At 69.4% G+C, this 15535-nt stretch carries 11 protein-coding genes and 1 other RNA gene; 3 read left to right on the top strand and 9 right to left on the bottom strand.

Annotated elements, in window-relative coordinates:
- Window positions 1–98: 98 nt before the first annotated feature.
- Both gloB and ACFOPI_RS20300 read left to right on the top strand, forming a co-directional pair.
- Complete coding sequence (gene gloB / locus ACFOPI_RS20305; protein WP_382178001.1) at window positions 99–872, top strand: hydroxyacylglutathione hydrolase; 774 nt, start codon at window positions 99–101, stop codon at window positions 870–872.
- A 72-nt stretch (window positions 873–944) separates the two neighbouring features.
- Window positions 945–2519, top strand: coding sequence for a transglycosylase SLT domain-containing protein (locus tag ACFOPI_RS20300; protein WP_382178763.1), 1575 nt, complete (start codon window positions 945–947; stop codon window positions 2517–2519).
- 18 nt (window positions 2520–2537) lie between these two features.
- Here the strand turns inward: ACFOPI_RS20300 and ACFOPI_RS20295 are convergent, their stop codons facing one another.
- The 5 genes from ACFOPI_RS20295 to dnaX all read right to left on the bottom strand — a co-directional run bounded on the left by ACFOPI_RS20295 (window position 2538) and on the right by dnaX (window position 7078).
- Entirely contained in the window at window positions 2538–3602 is a 1065-nt protein-coding gene (locus ACFOPI_RS20295; RefSeq protein WP_382177998.1) for an ABC transporter substrate-binding protein, read from the bottom strand.
- A gap of 135 nt (window positions 3603–3737) precedes the next feature.
- Window positions 3738–4142: an MAPEG family protein gene (locus ACFOPI_RS20290; RefSeq protein ID WP_382177995.1), complete on the bottom strand. Its 405-nt coding sequence runs from the start codon at window positions 4140–4142 to the stop codon at window positions 3738–3740.
- 35 nt (window positions 4143–4177) lie between these two features.
- A complete protein-coding gene (gene recR / locus ACFOPI_RS20285) occupies window positions 4178–4783 on the bottom strand; it encodes a recombination mediator RecR (RefSeq protein WP_382177992.1) in 606 nt (201 codons plus the stop codon).
- 14 nt (window positions 4784–4797) lie between these two features.
- Complete coding sequence (locus tag ACFOPI_RS20280) at window positions 4798–5130, bottom strand: YbaB/EbfC family nucleoid-associated protein (RefSeq protein WP_079365739.1); 333 nt, start codon at window positions 5128–5130, stop codon at window positions 4798–4800.
- A gap of 46 nt (window positions 5131–5176) precedes the next feature.
- Window positions 5177–7078, bottom strand: a complete 1902-nt coding sequence (gene dnaX, locus ACFOPI_RS20275) for a DNA polymerase III subunit gamma/tau (protein WP_382177989.1) — start codon at window positions 7076–7078, stop codon at window positions 5177–5179.
- Window positions 7079–7144: 66 nt separating this feature from the next.
- On the opposite strand from dnaX, the gene ffs reads away from it, so the two are divergent.
- Window positions 7145–7241: signal recognition particle sRNA small type (gene ffs, locus ACFOPI_RS20270), an RNA gene on the top strand.
- Between the two features lie 77 nt (window positions 7242–7318).
- Here the strand turns inward: ffs and ACFOPI_RS20265 are convergent.
- The 4 genes from ACFOPI_RS20265 to ACFOPI_RS20250 form a co-directional block, all read right to left on the bottom strand.
- On the bottom strand, window positions 7319–8308 hold the full coding sequence (locus ACFOPI_RS20265) for a tripartite tricarboxylate transporter substrate binding protein (protein ID WP_382177986.1): 990 nt from the start codon (window positions 8306–8308) through the stop codon (window positions 7319–7321).
- A 79-nt stretch (window positions 8309–8387) separates the two neighbouring features.
- Complete coding sequence (locus ACFOPI_RS20260; RefSeq protein ID WP_382177983.1) at window positions 8388–9641, bottom strand: TIGR03862 family flavoprotein; 1254 nt, start codon at window positions 9639–9641, stop codon at window positions 8388–8390.
- On the bottom strand, window positions 9638–12892 hold the full coding sequence (locus ACFOPI_RS20255; RefSeq protein ID WP_382177980.1) for a UvrD-helicase domain-containing protein: 3255 nt from the start codon (window positions 12890–12892) through the stop codon (window positions 9638–9640). Before ACFOPI_RS20255 ends, ACFOPI_RS20260 begins: the two co-directional genes overlap by 4 nt.
- The gene (locus tag ACFOPI_RS20250) at window positions 12889–15483 is read right to left on the bottom strand and encodes a PD-(D/E)XK nuclease family protein (protein WP_382177977.1); all 2595 of its coding nucleotides are present in this window, start codon (window positions 15481–15483) and stop codon (window positions 12889–12891) included. The genes ACFOPI_RS20255 and ACFOPI_RS20250 overlap by 4 nt, the downstream gene beginning before the upstream one ends.
- Window positions 15484–15535: the final 52 nt, after the last annotated feature.

Genomic DNA, 15535 nt, shown 5'->3' with positions numbered 1-15535 from the left:
ATTCGGTCATTCATTCTGGGTGTTCAAGCGACGGTCTTGTCGGGCCGCAACCCGGTCCCGCCCGGTACTCTACACGCCCTGCCCAAGGTGCGAGCCCCATGACCCTGATCCCCCTGCCTGCGTTCAACGACAACTACATCTGGGTGCTTCACGATGGTCGGCGCGCGCTCGTGGTGGACCCAGGCGAATCCGACGGCGCGCTGAATTGGCTGGGATCGGAGGGCATCACGCTCGACGCGATCCTGGTCACCCACCACCATGGCGACCACACGGGTGGTGTGGACGCACTGAGGCAGGCCACCGGCGCACGGGTGATCGGACCCTCGCGCGAGATCGTGCCTGAACCCCTCGACCGCGTGAGCGATGGCGACACCATCGAACTGCTCGGTCTGCGCTTCGAGGTGCTGGATGTGCCTGGTCACACAGCAGGCCACATCGCCTACCACTGCGCCAATGTGGACGGCCGGCCCCTGCTGTTCTGCGGTGACACGCTGTTTTCCGCCGGTTGTGGCCGCCTGTTCGAAGGCACACCCCAGCAGATGCTGACCTCGCTCGACCGCCTGGCGGCCCTTCCGGACGACACCCGGGTGTGCTGCACCCACGAGTACACGCTGTCCAACCTGCGGTTTGCGCGGGCTGTGGACCCGGACAACACCGACCTGCAGGCGTACGAACAACACTGCCAGTCGCTGCGGGAGCGGAACCTTCCCACGCTGCCCAGCTCCATCGGGCTGGAAAAACAGATCAACCCCTTCCTTCGCGTGCGTGTGCCGGCCCTGTCAGAAGCAGCGCGCCGCCATGCCCCAGAGACCCCTTCCAACGCGCTGGGTGTGTTCACCACACTGCGCGCCTGGAAAAACGTGTTTCAGTAGTCCATGCCCTTTCTATCTTCATTGCCCGTCCGCCTGCGCCGCTCCACACGCTCCGTGAAGGTGCTGGGCGGAATGGGGCTGCTGGCGCTGCTCGCCGCCTGTGCAAGCACTCCAATGCCCCCGCACGTGCCGCCGGAAACGCCATCGCCCACAGCAACCGCTCCGGCGCAAGTGCCTACCCCCGCTCCCCAGCCCCCTCGGATCCAGGCGCCCCAAGCCCCTCTGAGTGAAATTTCCATTGCGTCCGCTGAGCCCCCACCCGTCACCATGCTGGCCGCACCGGCCGACATCTGGGAGCGCATCCGCCGAGGGCTCGCAATGCAGGACCTCGACGGCGATCTGGTGCGCGACCGCGAGCAGTGGTACGCCTCGCGGCCCGACTACATCCAGCGCATGACCGAGCGCTCAAGCCGCTACCTGTTCCACATCGTCGAGGAGATCGAGCGGCGCAACCTGCCCATGGAGCTGGCGCTGCTGCCGTTCATCGAAAGCGCTTTCAACCCGCAGGCAGTGTCCAGCGCTCGTGCTGCGGGCATGTGGCAGTTCATGCCCGCCACCGGCCAGTCCTTCGACCTCAAGCAGAACGTGTTCCGCGACGACCGCCGCGACGTGCTGGCCTCGACCCGTGCGGCACTCGACTACCTTGAACAGCTGCACGCCCGGTTTGGCGACTGGCACCTGGCTCTGGCCGCCTACAACTGGGGCCAGGGCAACGTGAACCGGGCCATCACCCGCAACCAGCGCGAGGGCCGCCCCACCGGCTACACCGACCTGAACATGCCGCTGGAAACGCGCATGTATGTGCCCAAGCTGCAGGCGGTCGAGAACATCGTCGCGCGCCCCGAGGTGTTCGGCACTGTGCTGCCGACCATCGGCAACCACCCCTTCTTCGACACGCTCACGATCGAACGCGACATGGACGTGTCGCTCATCGCGAGCCTCGCGGGCATCAGCGAGCGCGACTTCCGCACGCTCAACCCATCCATCAAGCAGCCGCTGGTGATGGCCGCCGGCACGCCGCACGTCCTGCTGCCCTGGGACAACGCGAAGGTGTTCGAGGAACGGCTCAAGACCTACCACGGCCCACTGGCGTCATGGACCGCCTGGGTGGCCCCTGCCACCATGAGCCTGGCCCAGGTGGCGAAACAGGTTGGCATGAGCGAGTCGGAGCTGCGCGAGGTCAACAACATCCCGCCGCGCATGAAGGTCCGGGCCGGTTCCAGCCTGCTGGTCCACCGCAGCGGATCGCGTGACCGGGACGTCAGCGAGTTCGTGGCCGACAACGCCCAGCTCAGTCTGGCGCCCGAGGTGGTGCTCAGGCGCACGGTCGTTCGCGCCCGCAAGGGCGACACGCTGGCCCGTGTGGCTCAACGCTATCGGGTGAGTACCGTCAGCGTGGCAGGCTGGAACGGGCTGTCCGTGAACGCGAAGCTCAAGTCGGGCCAGCGGCTCACCCTGATGCTGCCCAAGTCCGTCAGCGTGGCCGAGCGCTCCCCCGCTCGTTCGGCCAAGGCCAGCAAGGCCACCCGCAGCAAACAGGCCAGTGCGAAAACGCCTGTGCGTTCCGCCAAGGCGGCCAAGGGCAAACAGAAGAGCGTGCGGCTCGCATCGGAAGAGCGCTCCAGCCGCAAGACCGCCAAACGCTGAACAGGCTCGGCGCGGCGCTCAGGCCTTGAACCGTGCCTTGGCCTTGAGAGCGATGTCGTTGGTGAAGGTCTGCGAAAGGTCGACCTGGCGCAGCGGGGACGCGGTGTCGAACCGGGACATCACCCGCGCCATGGTCACCGGCCCGGCATCGGGCATCAGCCCGTCGGGCGACCAGGCTTCGCGAGCGCGGCTGAACGCCGCCAGGTACAGCGCCCGGTCCCCCTGGAAGTAAGACTCCGGCACCACCTTGTTGATGTCGGACAGGCCCGCCGTCTGCAACCACTTGAGTGCATGGACCAGGCCATGGACCAGCGCCTGGCACTCGTCGCGATGCGAGCTCAGGTAGTCGGCCGCCACGCTCAGGCAACCCGCGGGCATCGGCCCGCCGAACACATCCGCGTTGCCGCGCACCGTGCGTGTATCAGCCACCAGGCGCAGCGCACTGTCCTGCTCCAGCTGGGTGATGACCGGGTCGGTGTAGCAGATTGCGTCGACCAGGCCGTTTCGGAAGTTCGCCAGCGCCGCCGTCGGACTGGAGACCGGCACAAACTCCACCGCCTCCGCACCCAGACGGCCGGCGGCCATCATCATGAGCACCATGCGGTGCGCACCGCTGCCCAGTGACGGCACCAGCACCTTGCGCCCACGCAAGTCCCCGATGCTTCGGAAACCCGCGAGCGTCTTGTGCGACACACCCAGCACCAGCTGGGGCGCCCGCCCCTGCAGCACGATCGACGGGTAGGACTGACCGCGGGCGCGCAAGGCGACGCTGGTGCTGTAGGGGCCCGAGAGCACCTGCGCCGCACCGGACAGCAGGGCCTGCAAAGCGGTTCCAGGCTCCATGAGGTCGCGCACCTGCACATCCAGCCCCTCGGCTGCGAAGTACCCCATGCGATCAGCAATCGTCAGCGGCAGGTAGCAGAAGGCTGCGCGGTTCTCGACCACCAGCACCACACGTCCGAATGGAGCGCGCGCAGTCGGTGACTGCAATCTCGCGCTGCCTTGCGCCATCGCCACAGGCAGCCCGGCCACCATCGGCAAAGCCGAGGCCCAAGACCGCAACCATTCACGGCGATTCCACATGCACGCGTCCTTCGGTTCCCTGATTCGATGAAACCGAGCGTAGGACACGCACGCCCGCGGCGCATCAGGACGAGTCCCGAGCGGGTTTCCACCGACGCCAAATGCAAGCCGATGTAACGGCCGCCAGCGTTGCGATCAGATGAAGAGCAGCGCGATGTTGGCTGCCAACGCCAGCACCCAGACGGCGCTGCGCAGCGTGGCCATGTCGGCCACGTAGAACAGGATGTACATCAGCCGAAGCACCACGTACACAAAGCACAGCAGATCCAGCCGCGTCTGGAAGACGGAATGCTGGTGCGCAATGATGACCGCGCCGATGTAGAACGGCATGGCCTCGAAGCAGTTGGCCTGCGCCGCATTGGCCCGCGCGCGCCAGCCCGTCTGACGCGCCAGCCATTCGCGTGGCAGATGGTTGTCGTAGCCGCCTTCCCGGCGGGGCTTGGACACAGCCCCCGACTTGGCCAGCCAGGCGCAGCCGAGCGGCATCAGGGCCACGACCAGCACGGTCCAGTAGGCCACGGTCAGTCCGGCATAGGTCATGAAAACACCTTGAAACAGAAAAGGGGGCGGGCGCGTCAGCGCCGGTCCACCAGGGCGTGGGCGATGGTGCCCAGATCGACGTATTCGAGCTCGCTGCCCACCGGCACCCCGCGCGCGAGACGCGTGACGTTGACCCCGCGGGTCTTCAGCCCCTGCGCGATGACATGGGCCGTGGTCTCACCTTCGGCGGTGAAGTTGGTCGCCAGGATCACCTCACGCACCACCCGCTCGCCCTGTTCGGTCGCATCGATGCGCTCGAACAGCTTCTGCAGGCCGATCTCGCGCGGGCCCACACCATCCAGCGGGCTGAGCTTGCCCATCAGCACGAAGTACAGGCCCTTGTAGGCACCGGTGCGCTCCATCGCTGCTTGGTCGGCCGGTGTTTCCACCACGCAGAGCAGGCCACGGTCGCGCCGCGGGTCATCGCAGGTCGGGCAGACGTCGTTTTCGGTGAAGGTGTGGCACATCGTGCAGTGCTTCACCGAGTTGCAGGCGTGCTGCAAGGCCTTCGACAGCCGCAGCGCGCCCTCACGGTCGTGTTGCAGCAGATGGAAGGCCATGCGCTGGGCGGACTTCACCCCCACGCCGGGCAGGCAGCGCAGTGCCTGCACCAGCAGTTCCAGCGAATGGGTATCGGCCACGCGTGGATGCGTGGTCAGAACGGGAACTTCATGCCACCCGGCAGCCCGGGCATGCCGGCGGTGAGCTTGCCCATCTTCTCCTGCGAGGTCTCTTCGGCCTTGCGCACCGCGGCGTTGAAAGCAGCGGCCACCAGGTCTTCGAGCATGTCCTTGTCGTCGGCCAGCAGAGACGGGTCGATGGTCACGCGGCGCACGTCGTGCTTGCAGGTCATGACCACCTTGACCAGACCAGCACCGGATTCGCCCGTCACCTCGATGTTGCCCAGTTCGTCCTGGGCCTTCTTGAGGTTTTCCTGCATGGCCTGGGCCTGCTTCATCAGGCCGGCGAGTTGTCCTTTGTTGAACATGGTGATCCTTGGGTTGGGTTCTTGGGAAGAATGAAACTGTGTGCGCTCAGACCTCGGTGGCCCGCAGCGATCCGGGCACGATTCTGCCGCCAAAGTCGCGCATCATGGCCTGCACCATGGGGTCCTCGTGGATGATGCGTTCGGCCTCGCGCTGGCGCCGGTTGGCCTCGGCCGCCAGGCGCAGCGAGGCCGAGTCGCTCACCGGGCCAATTTCCACCGCCAGTCGCACGGCATGCCCCTGCGACTGCAGGGCGGTCGACAGGCGCTCGCGTGTGCTGGGCTGGTTGAGCGACTCGCGCTCCACGCGCAGCAGCCACTGGTCGGCATCGCGCGCCACCAGCTGCGACTGCAGCGCCAGCTCGCGCACCAGGGCCGTGACCACTTCGGCCTTGACCATCTGCTGCACAAGACCGAACCAGAAGTCGCCCTCGGGCGTGATCACCGGCTCCGGCAGACGCACCGGCTCGGAAGGGTCGCGCAACTGCTCCACCCGCGGGGACAGGCTGGCCTCGCGCACCGGAATTTCCACCACGCGCCGGCTGGTCTGCACACCCTCTTCCGGCGGCTCAGGCATCGCCTCTTCACCGGGTTCGTCGACCCAGGGCGCTCCGTCGACGTCCGTGGGTTCCTCGGGGACCTCGCGCGCCACGGGGGCAGCAGCAGGCCTTGCTGCGAGCACGGCAGCGGACGGGTCGGAAACCGTTGGCGAAGCGGGCACTTGGGCCGCTGGACCCGGCGAAGGAGCCTCTGCCACCGCCGGTTTGGCCACCGGCGCGGGTGCCGCGACGAGCTCAGGCCCGGATTTCAGTGTTTTTTTTTCCGGCGAGGCGCTGGCGACGCCGGCCGGCTTGAAGGCCAGCAGCCGCAGCAGCACCATGGTCAGCGCCGCGTACTCGTCGGGCGCCAGGCCCAGCTCGCCGCGCCCGTGCAGGCACAGGCTGTAGAGCAGCTGCGTCTCATCGGCCGGCAGGGCCCGCGCCAGCCGAACGATCTCGGGCTGGTCAGGGTCGTCCGAAGCCTCCAGCGCAGCGCGCTCGGGCACCGCCTGCAGCACGGCCATGCGCTGCAGCAGGCTGGTCATTTCCTCCAGCGTCGAGGCGGCGTTCAGGCCGTTGACGCGCAATGCATCGACGGTGTCCACCACCGCTGCGCCATCGCCGCGAGCGAGGCCATCGATCAGCCGCAGCACGTGCGAGCGGTCCACCGCGCCCAGCATCTGGCGCACCGTGGCTTCCTGCAACTGACCGCCGCCGAAGGCGATCGCCTGGTCGGTGAGCGACAACGCATCCCGCATCGAACCCCGCGCCGCGCGCGAGAGCAGGCGCAAGGCATGTGGCTCAGCCGGCACGTTCTCGGCCGCCAGCACCTGGCCCAGATGCTCCAGCACCGTCTCGGGCGCCATCGGCCGCAGGTTGAACTGCAGGCAGCGCGAGAGCACCGTCACCGGCACCTTCTGGGGGTCGGTCGTGGCCAGAACGAACTTGAGGTATTCGGGCGGCTCTTCCAGCGTCTTGAGCATCGCGTTGAACGCGTGCCCGGTGAGCATGTGCACCTCATCGATCATGAAGACCTTGAAGCGACCCTGCACCGGCTTGTAGACCGCCTGTTCCAGCAGCGACTGCACCTCGTCCACGCCGCGGTTGGAGGCCGCGTCCAGCTCGGTGTAGTCGACGAAGCGGCCGGCGTCGATGTCGGTGCAGGCCTGGCAGACGCCGCAGGGTTCGGCGGTGATGCCGCCCTGCCCGTCCGCACCCAGGCAGTTGAGCGACTTGGCCAGAATGCGCGAGACCGTGGTCTTGCCCACACCGCGCGTGCCGGTGAACAGGTAGGCGTGGTGCAGGCGCTGGGTCGTCAGGGCATTTGAGAGGGCTTGCACCACATGCTGCTGCCCCACCATTTCGGTGAAGCGGCGCGGACGGTATTTGCGGGCCAGGACGACATAGGACATAGGCGGGTGATTCTAAAGGTCGCCCTGCTCCGCAAAGGGCTCGGGGCATCGCCTACAATCGCGGGTGACGGGCCTTCCCGCATGGTGAAGCGGCCAACCGGGTCAGGTGGGGAACCAAGCAGCCCTAACTGTGGAGCCAGTGCCGGGGTCAAGGCTCGTCACCTTATTCGTTCAGCGCCGATGGCGCACAAAAAGCAAAGGCCGCATCAGCGGCCTTTTTTGTTGTGGGCGTCGTGCCAATCAGAACGCGTCGATCTTCAGCCCCTGCTTCTTCACCACGGCCTTCCAGCCCTCCAGGTCGCGCTGCAGGAACTGGCCCAGCTGGGCGGGGCTGCCCACCGCGGGCTCCAGCGCGTCCTTGGCCAGTCGCTCCTTCACATCCGGCATCTGCACCACCTGGGCCAGCGCGACGTTGATCTGCTGCACCACTGCATCCGGCGTGCCCCTGGGCGCGACCAGCGCGAAGTAATTCAGTACGTTGAAGTCGGCCATGCCGGCTTCCTTCATGCCAGGCACGTTCGGCAGCGCGGGGCTGCGCTCCGGGCTCGTGACTGCCAGCGCCTTGAGCTTGCCGTCGCGGATGTGGGGTGCGAGCGCGGGGATGGTGCCGGTGAGCAGCTGCAACTGGCCGGAAATCGTGTCCAGCGTGGCCGGCGCGATGCCGCGGTAGGGAATGTGGGTGATGTAGATGCCGGCGCGCGCCTCCAGCGATTCGAGCACCAGGTGGTTGATGCCGCCCACGCCGGCCGAGCCATAGTTGAGCGCGCCCGGCTGCTTCTTCGCCAGGGCGATCAGTTCGGGCAGCGTGCTCGCAGGCAGGTCCTTGTTGGCCACCCAGACCAGCGGGCCGTGCGCGATCATGCCGACTGGCACGAAACCGCCCACCGGGTCGTAGCCCGCCGTGGGCAGCGCGGCGGCCACCGTGGTGAAGGGCGCGGCGGCCAGCAGCAGCGTGTGGCCATCGGGTGCGGCCTTGGCCACCTCCTGCGCGCCGATGGCCCCGGAGGCGCCGGTGCGGTTCTCGACCACCACATTCACCTTGAACAGCTCGCCCAGTTTCGCAGCCACCAGACGGCCCATGGCGTCGGTGCCGGCGCCCGGCGCGAATGGCACGACGATGCGCATCGGGCGTTCCGGGAACGTAGCGGCGGAAGACAGTGCGGGTGCCAAGGCCAGGCCAGCGGCGATCTGCTGGCAGAAGTGGCGGCGGTTCGGGCGGGGTGTGCTCATGGTCGTTGGGAACGCAGGTTCTGAATGACAAGCCAGACACTTTAGGTCGGCGCCTTGACGCCGTGATGACAGCAGGGTTTCAGTTGGCACGTTGCAGCCAGTTGAACACGCCCTGCCCGGCCCGGTGGCCGCTGGCCAGGCAGGCGGTCAGCAGGTAGCCGCCGGTGGGTGCCTCCCAGTCCAGCATTTCACCGGCGCAGAACACGCCGGGCAACTGCTCGCACATCAGGCCGCTGTCCAGCGCCTCGAACAGCACGCCCCCGGCGCTGCTGATGGCCTCGTCGATGGGCCGCGCCGCGATGAGAGAAAGTGGCAGGCTCTTGATCGCTTCGGCCAGGCGCACCGGGTCGTTCATCGCGTCCTTGCCCAGCCGCTCGTACAGCACCGCGGTCTTGATGCCGTCCAGCCCCAGCCGGCTCTTGAGGTGGCTGGAGAGAGAGCGCGAACCGCGCGGGTGGGCCACCTCGCGCTGCACCCGCTCAGGCGTCCAGGCCGGCAGCAGGTCCAGCAGCAGCGTGGCCTCGCCTGCCCGGACGATCTGCTGGCGCAGCAGCGCGGACGCCGCATAGACCAGGCTGCCCTCGACACCGGTCTGCGTGGCGACGAACTCGCCCTGGCGCTCGAACGCCGGCCCTTGGGCCGATGCGCACCGGATCGCCACGTTCTTGAACGGCTGGCCGGCAAAGCGGCTGCGGAAGTGTTCGCTCCAGCCGCCGGCCACATCGAAGCCGCAGTTGGCGGGCAGCAGAGGCGCCACGGCCACACCGCGCGCCGCCAGCAGCGGCACCCAGGCGCCGTTGGAGCCCAGCCGCGCCCAGCTGCCGCCGCCCAGCGCCAGCACCACCGCACGCGCCTGCACCGGTTGCTCGCCTGACGGGGTCTCGAAGCGCAACGTGTGGCCATCGTCGGTCCAGCCCAGCCAGCGGTGGCGCATGTGGAAGCGCACACCGGGGCCGCCACCGGCCGGGTGGCGAAGGCGCTGCAGCCAGGCCCGCAGCAGCGGCGCTGCCTTCATGTCGGTCGGGAAGACACGGCCCGAGCTGCCGACGAAGGTCTCAATGCCCAGGCCGAGCGCCCAGGCGCGCACCTCGGCGGCGCCAAAGTCGGCCAGCAGGGCCTCGATCTGCTGGCGCCGCTCGCCGTAGCGGCCGGCGAAGCGGTCGGCCGGCTCGGAATGCGTCAGGTTCATGCCGCCCTTGCCAGCGAGCAGGAACTTGCGGCCGACCGAGGGCATGGCGTCGTACAGGTCGACCGGCACGCCGGCCGCCGACAACACCTCGGCGGCCATCAGGCCGGCCGGCCCGCCGCCGATGATCGCGACGTCAGAGTTCATGGGGTTTCCAGTTCAATCAATTGTCCGGTGGCGCTGACGAAGGCCAGCCGCACCGCTTCGCCAGGACGGGCTGCCTGCAGCGCCCGGCGGTAGCGCGCCATCTGCTCGCGCAGCGCGGCCTGCTGCTCGGGCCGTTCGGCGCTCTTGAAGTCGAGCACCCACCATTCGCCGCTGTCTCGGCGTCGCACCAGCCGGTCCAGCCGCAGCAGTTCCCCCTCGTGCCAGAGCTCGACCTCGTTGCCCCAGTGCAGCAGGGCCTGCTCTGACCAGGCCCAGGAGGCCTCGCCCGCCACCACGCGCTGCGCCATGGCCAGCGCTGCGTCACCGGCCGGGCCGGTCAGCTGGAACTCGCGCACCACCGCGCGCACGTGCTCGTCCGTCCAGGTGAAACCGCCCAGCGGCGTGGGCCGCCACTGCAGCAGGCGGTGCATGGCCTGGCCCAGGCGGGAACGCTCGTCGTCCTCTGCCACATGGGTGTCGGACGTGCCGGTCCGGAGCCACTTCGGGTCCAGCGCCGGCAGGGCGGGCAGTTCAAAGGCCCCGTCGACCGCCACCGCCTGGATGGCCACCACCGGTGCCGGCAACGGCTGCGCCAGCGGCTGCAGCCGCCGCCACCAGCTCTGGTCGGGCGGCTGGTGCGGCACAAAGCTGGAGATCACCAGATTCGTCTCGGCCCGCGTGAGCGCGACATAGAGCGCGTTCAGCTCTTCCAGCGCACGCGCCTGCTGTTCAGTGGCGAGCAGGTCCACCGCGCAGGTGGGCGGGTTCTTCTCGCTCGCCAGGAACACGAAGCGCCTCGGCGCATCGTCCCCGGCCGGCCAGTCCACCAGCACGCCCATGCTCTCGGGCTTCTGCGGCGGGTTGTCGGTGTCCAGCAGGATCACGGTCTCGGCCTCCAGACCTTTGGCGCCGTGGATGGTGAGCAGCCGCACGGCGCCCGGCTGGTGGGCGCCGCCTGCGGGGATGCCGCCCGCCTTGAGCGCGCGCACGAAGCGGTAGGGCGTGAGAAAGCGCCCGCCGTCCTGGGCCAGCGACTGCGCCAGCAGGTCACGCAGGGCGGCCAGGGTGGCGCCACGCTCGCTCGCGGGCACCGCACAGGCGAAACGCGCCAGCACGTCGCCGTGGTCGTAAATGGCCGAGAGCGCGTCGTGCGGTGGCAGACGGCGCAGCCAGTCCTGGTAGAGCGCGAGCGTGGAGGCGGTGGCGGGGTCGACCGTGGGCAACACCGCCCACCAGTCCGGCCTGTCCTCCCTCCCCTCGCCTGCGGCGCGCACCGCGGTCGCCAGCGCCACCAGCCGGGCGTCGTCCCAGCCGAACAGCGGCGACTTGAGCGCCCGCGCCAGGCTCAGGTGGTGGCGCGGCGAGACCAGCGCATCCAGCAGCGCGACCATGTCCTGCACCGCGGGCGATTCAATCAGCTCGGCCTCTCCGGGTGCCTCGCTCGCGATGCCACGCTCGCGCAGCGCCTGGTGCACCAGGTGCAGCCGGTTGCGCTTGCGCGCCAGCACCATGAAGCCGTCGGGCGCGTGGCCGCCGGCCACCTGCTGCGCGATCCAGTCGGCCACCTGGGCAGCCTCGCGCTCGGCACTGCCCTCTTCGTCGGGCAGCACGCGCGGCTGGTTCAGGCTGTCGCGCCAGACCGGTTCCTCGTCGCGGGTCGCCTCTTCTTTCACGGCACGTTCAATGGCCGGCAGTACACCCACCGACCCAGCCTCCTGGCTGTGTGTGGTGTGGGAGCGGAAGCCGGCGTATTCGCCCGCCGCCGTCGCCGCGGCCATGGCGGTGTTGAGCGTCTGCACCACCGCCTGCGAGCAGCGGCGCGTGTGGTCGCAGCTGAGCAAGGCGCCGCCCAGGCCTTGCACCACGAAGGCCTGGGCTGCCTTGAACACCTGGGGCTCGGCACGGCGGAAGCGGTAGATCGACTGCTTGGGATCGCCCACCAGGAACACGCTGGGTGCCTCGCCCGAACCGGCGCCAGCGTAGGCGCTGAGCCAACCGTACAGCGATTTCCACTGCAGCGGGTTGGTGTCCTGGAATTCGTCGATCAGCAGGTGGCGCACGCGGGCGTCCAGCCGCTGCTGCATCCAGCCCGAGAGTTCGGCGTCGCCCAGCAGGCGGCACGCGGCGGATTCCAGGTCGTTCATGTCCACCCAGCCGCGCTCGCGCTTGAGATCGGCGTAACAGGCCAGCAGCACCCGCGCCAGGCGGGTCATGCGCTGCTGGTGCAGCCAGGCCTCGTGTTGGGCGTGTGCCTTGAGCAGTTCCTGCAGTTCGGTTTCGGCGGCCTGGGCTGCCGGGAACTTGGCCAGGTTGGTATTGAGGCGGTCTTCGGTCGCCACGAAGAAGGCCTTTCGCAATGCCGACAACCGCCCGCCCAGGCGGCTCGGCTCATCGCCGGCGGCGAACGCATCCACCACCGCATCGGCCGCCTTCTGCGGCGTCTTGTTTTTCTCCGCGCCCAGCTCCCGAGACCAGCCCAGCCAGCGTGCGCTCACGGCCTCGCCGGCCAAGGCCTGCTCCGGTCGTTCGAAACCGGCCAGCCGCGGCACCACGCCGCTGAAATGCGCCACCGAGCGCTCCACCAGGCCGGAGGCATCCGCCAGTCCGAACTCCACACGCTTGGCCAGCGCCGCCTCCAGCGCCTTGATGGTCTGGTGACGGCCGTGGCGCGCCACGCTGTCAAAGAACGCCTGCCGGTCTTCGCCGCTGGCCGCCAGCGCGCCGTAGAAGCGGGGCCACAGCAAGGGCATGGCCTTCTGGTCGTTTTCCAGCAGCTCATAGGACAGCGGCAGGCCGAGCTCCTGCAGCACCGTCAGCGGCGCGCCCCGCAGCAGTGCCGAGAACCAGCTGTGGAAGGTGCGCAGCTGCACCTGACGCCCCGAAGCGGTGACCCGCTGGTGCAAGGTCTTGAGCTCAGGCGCGCGGCGCCGGGCCTCGGCCTCGCCAAAACCCCAGCTGCTCAGGGTCTGCACCAGACCCGCCTCGTCCAGACCGGCGCACCGGCGCAATTCGCTGCCCAGCCGTCCACGCATCTCGCCAGCGGCCTTCTTGGTGAAGGTGATGGCCAGGATGTCCTGGGCCGGCGCGCCGTCGAGCAGCGCCCGCACGATGCGCGCCACCAGCATCCAGGTCTTGCCCGCGCCCGCGCAAGCCTCGACCGCGATCGAGCGCGCAGGGTCGCAGGCCGCGGCATAGAAGGCCTCGGCCGACACCGGCTGGCCATTGATCTGGTAGGCGGCCTGCACGCTCATGCGCCACCCCAGAAGTCCTTGCGGCACAGACCCCGGGCGTCGCAGTGCTCGCACACGCGCCCTTCGCCGAGCGCGGGCATCGGATGCCCGGCCGCCACGCGCGAGAGGTCGGCCACCAGGCCCTCGCGCAGGCGTTCGCGCGCCTGCAACACGAGTGGCTGCTCGATCAGGTGGGTGGCGCCCTTTTTGCCGCTGGCGGAGCGACCGTCGGTAATGCTCAGGTAGGCCGCGCGCAGGTTCTCGTCGGGCAGCAGCGCAGCGTAGAACGCCAGCTGCGTGTCCTCGAACGGATGCTTGACGCGGTCTTCGGTCTTCTGCCGGCTCTCGGTCTTGTAGTCGATCACCAGCGGCAACGGACCTTCCGGGCTGTCCTGGCGGTCGATTCGGTCGAGCTTGCCCCACAGGCGCCAAGGCGGAAGCTCCGCCGCCAGTTCGGCCTCGGCCCGCTCGAACACCGGACCGGGACGACCGGGCCGGGCCTCGTGGTCCGCCAGCCAGTCCAGATAGCCCTCGCGCAGCGCCGGCCAGACCGCCTGGTACGGCAGAAAGCCAGCGTCGGTGGCGTCGCCCTGCAGGCCCATGGCCGCGGCCACCTCGTCTCCGATCTGATTGAGCCGCAAAGCGTCGGCCTCCCGGCCCAGGCGCTGGTCGCCGCGCTCCTCGTGAAAGACCTTGAGCACCGCGTGCAACCAGTTGCCCAGGTCGCGCTGGTCGGGCTCGGCCTCCAGCTCGGGCGCATCGCTCACCCGCAGTTGCCGCAGTGCGAAGAAGCGGTAGGGGCAGTCGCGCAGGTCCTGATAGGCGCTGGCCGACAGCCGGGCCGGCACCAGCGCCGGCGCCGACGGCTGGGGTGGCGGCACCGGCGCAGGGGCCAGGTGGCGTTGCTGGTCGTGGCTGCTGGCGGAGGCAGCGGAGGACTGAGCACCCGGCAGCGCCAGCACCCAGGGGCTGGGCGACAGCGGCTCGCCGTCCTTCTGGCAGCGCCACAGGATGTCGACCGATGGCGCGCACAGCGCGGCGGTCCAGGCGCTTTGCGCCGCGGCCGACAGCTGTTCCCGCGTCGGCAGCCCCAGCGCCACCCGCTGCGCGGCCGTCCAGGGGCCGGGCAGTTCCGGGCTGGGATCGAGCGTGACCTCGTCACAACCCGGCATCACCACCGATTCGAACCCGCGTCCCAGCAGTTGCGCCATCGGCAGGATCGTCACGGGCGCTTCGGCGTCGCTGCGCGGCAGGAAGCTGGCACTCTCCAGCACGTCACGGACCCAGGCAGAAAATGCCGCGAGGCCCAGGCGCAGCGTCGGCCGGCCACCATCGTTCAGCGCCTGCCCGACCTGCCGCAGTTCGGACGAGGCGCCTTCATTCAAACGCAGCACCTGCAGGAGCTGCTGGCCCGCCGGGTCGTCGAGCAGCATGGGCCACAGTCCACACGCCTCCAGCGCGGAGCGCAGATCGTCGAGCCAGCGTTCCAGCGGGCGCGCCGCCTGCAGAGACTCCAGCACGGCGACGAGGTCCTCAGGCACCAGCGGCGCCATTGCGGCGTTCCGCAGCACCGCACGCCAGGACGAGAGGCCATGCTCGCGCGCCATTTGTTCCAGCGTCTCCACAGTCCCCGCCGGCCAGGCGCCGCCCTGCTTGAGCAGGTCGAGCACGTCGTCGGTACGGGCCCGAGGATCGGCGGCACGCAGAAGGCTCATGAGCCGCGCCGCCGCGTGGGTGGTGGAAAGCTTCCAGCCGGTGTCGTCGCGCAGTGGGACGCCGGCTGTGTGCAGCAAGGCGCTGATGCGGCGGACCATCAGGCGGTCGTTGGCCACCAGGGCCAGCGGCACCCGCCCCGCGTTGATCCGGGCAATCACCGCCGCCGTGGTGCGCCGCGCCTCGTCTTCCGGATCGGCGCAGACCTGAAAAAACAGTGAGCCCACAGAGGCTCCTTCGGACACGCCCAGCAACTCAGCAAGCGAGAGCACCTCGGAACGCCCGCCCCAGTGCGCAGCCAGCGCCTGTCCGAGCGGGTCGTCCTGAAAACCCTGCAGCAGCCAGATCCGGTCGGCGGCGTTGCCGGGCGCCGCTCGTTCCGACCAGAGCACGTCGGTGGCGAACCCGGCGCTGCCGACCCAGGCCAGGGCCAGCGAGGCCACCAGCGACTCCCACTGTGGGCCGGGTGTCAGGGCGACGCGCTGCCGTTCGGCCCAGGCCGTCCGCTGTCCTGGCGGCACCGCCGCTGCGAGCGGCGCCAGCTGGCGGGCCGCATCGACCAGGCGCGACACCAGCTCGGCGCGCAGCGCGGGGTCCCGCTGGCCCTTGGCCATGCGGTCGACCAGGGCCTCGGCCACCAGGCTGTCCCGTGCCATGTCGCCACTGAGATCGGTGGGCGCCGGCCACCAGGGCGCCAGCCCGGCGGCCCAGTTGCGCGTGGTTTCGAAACGGGGCGCAAAGCCGGTGGGATGAGACGCGGCCCAGGCCCGACGGGCGGGATCGATCAGCTGGGCATACGGCAGCAGCACCAGCCACCGGTCCGGCGACCCACCATCCGTGGCCACGGCAGCCTCGATGCGGCGCACCACTGCCGTCCACCCGCCACGGGCGGTCGGCATGGGCCCAGGCGCTGTGGGGTGGTCCGGCGCAGGCATCATCGGTGGGGGGTTT

This window comes from Hydrogenophaga luteola (assembly GCF_042648585.1).
Taxonomy (GTDB): Bacteria; Pseudomonadota; Gammaproteobacteria; order Burkholderiales; family Burkholderiaceae_C; genus Hydrogenophaga; species Hydrogenophaga luteola.
Note: the sequence above shows the minus strand (reverse complement) of the source record. Positions and strands in the feature narration are given on the sequence as shown.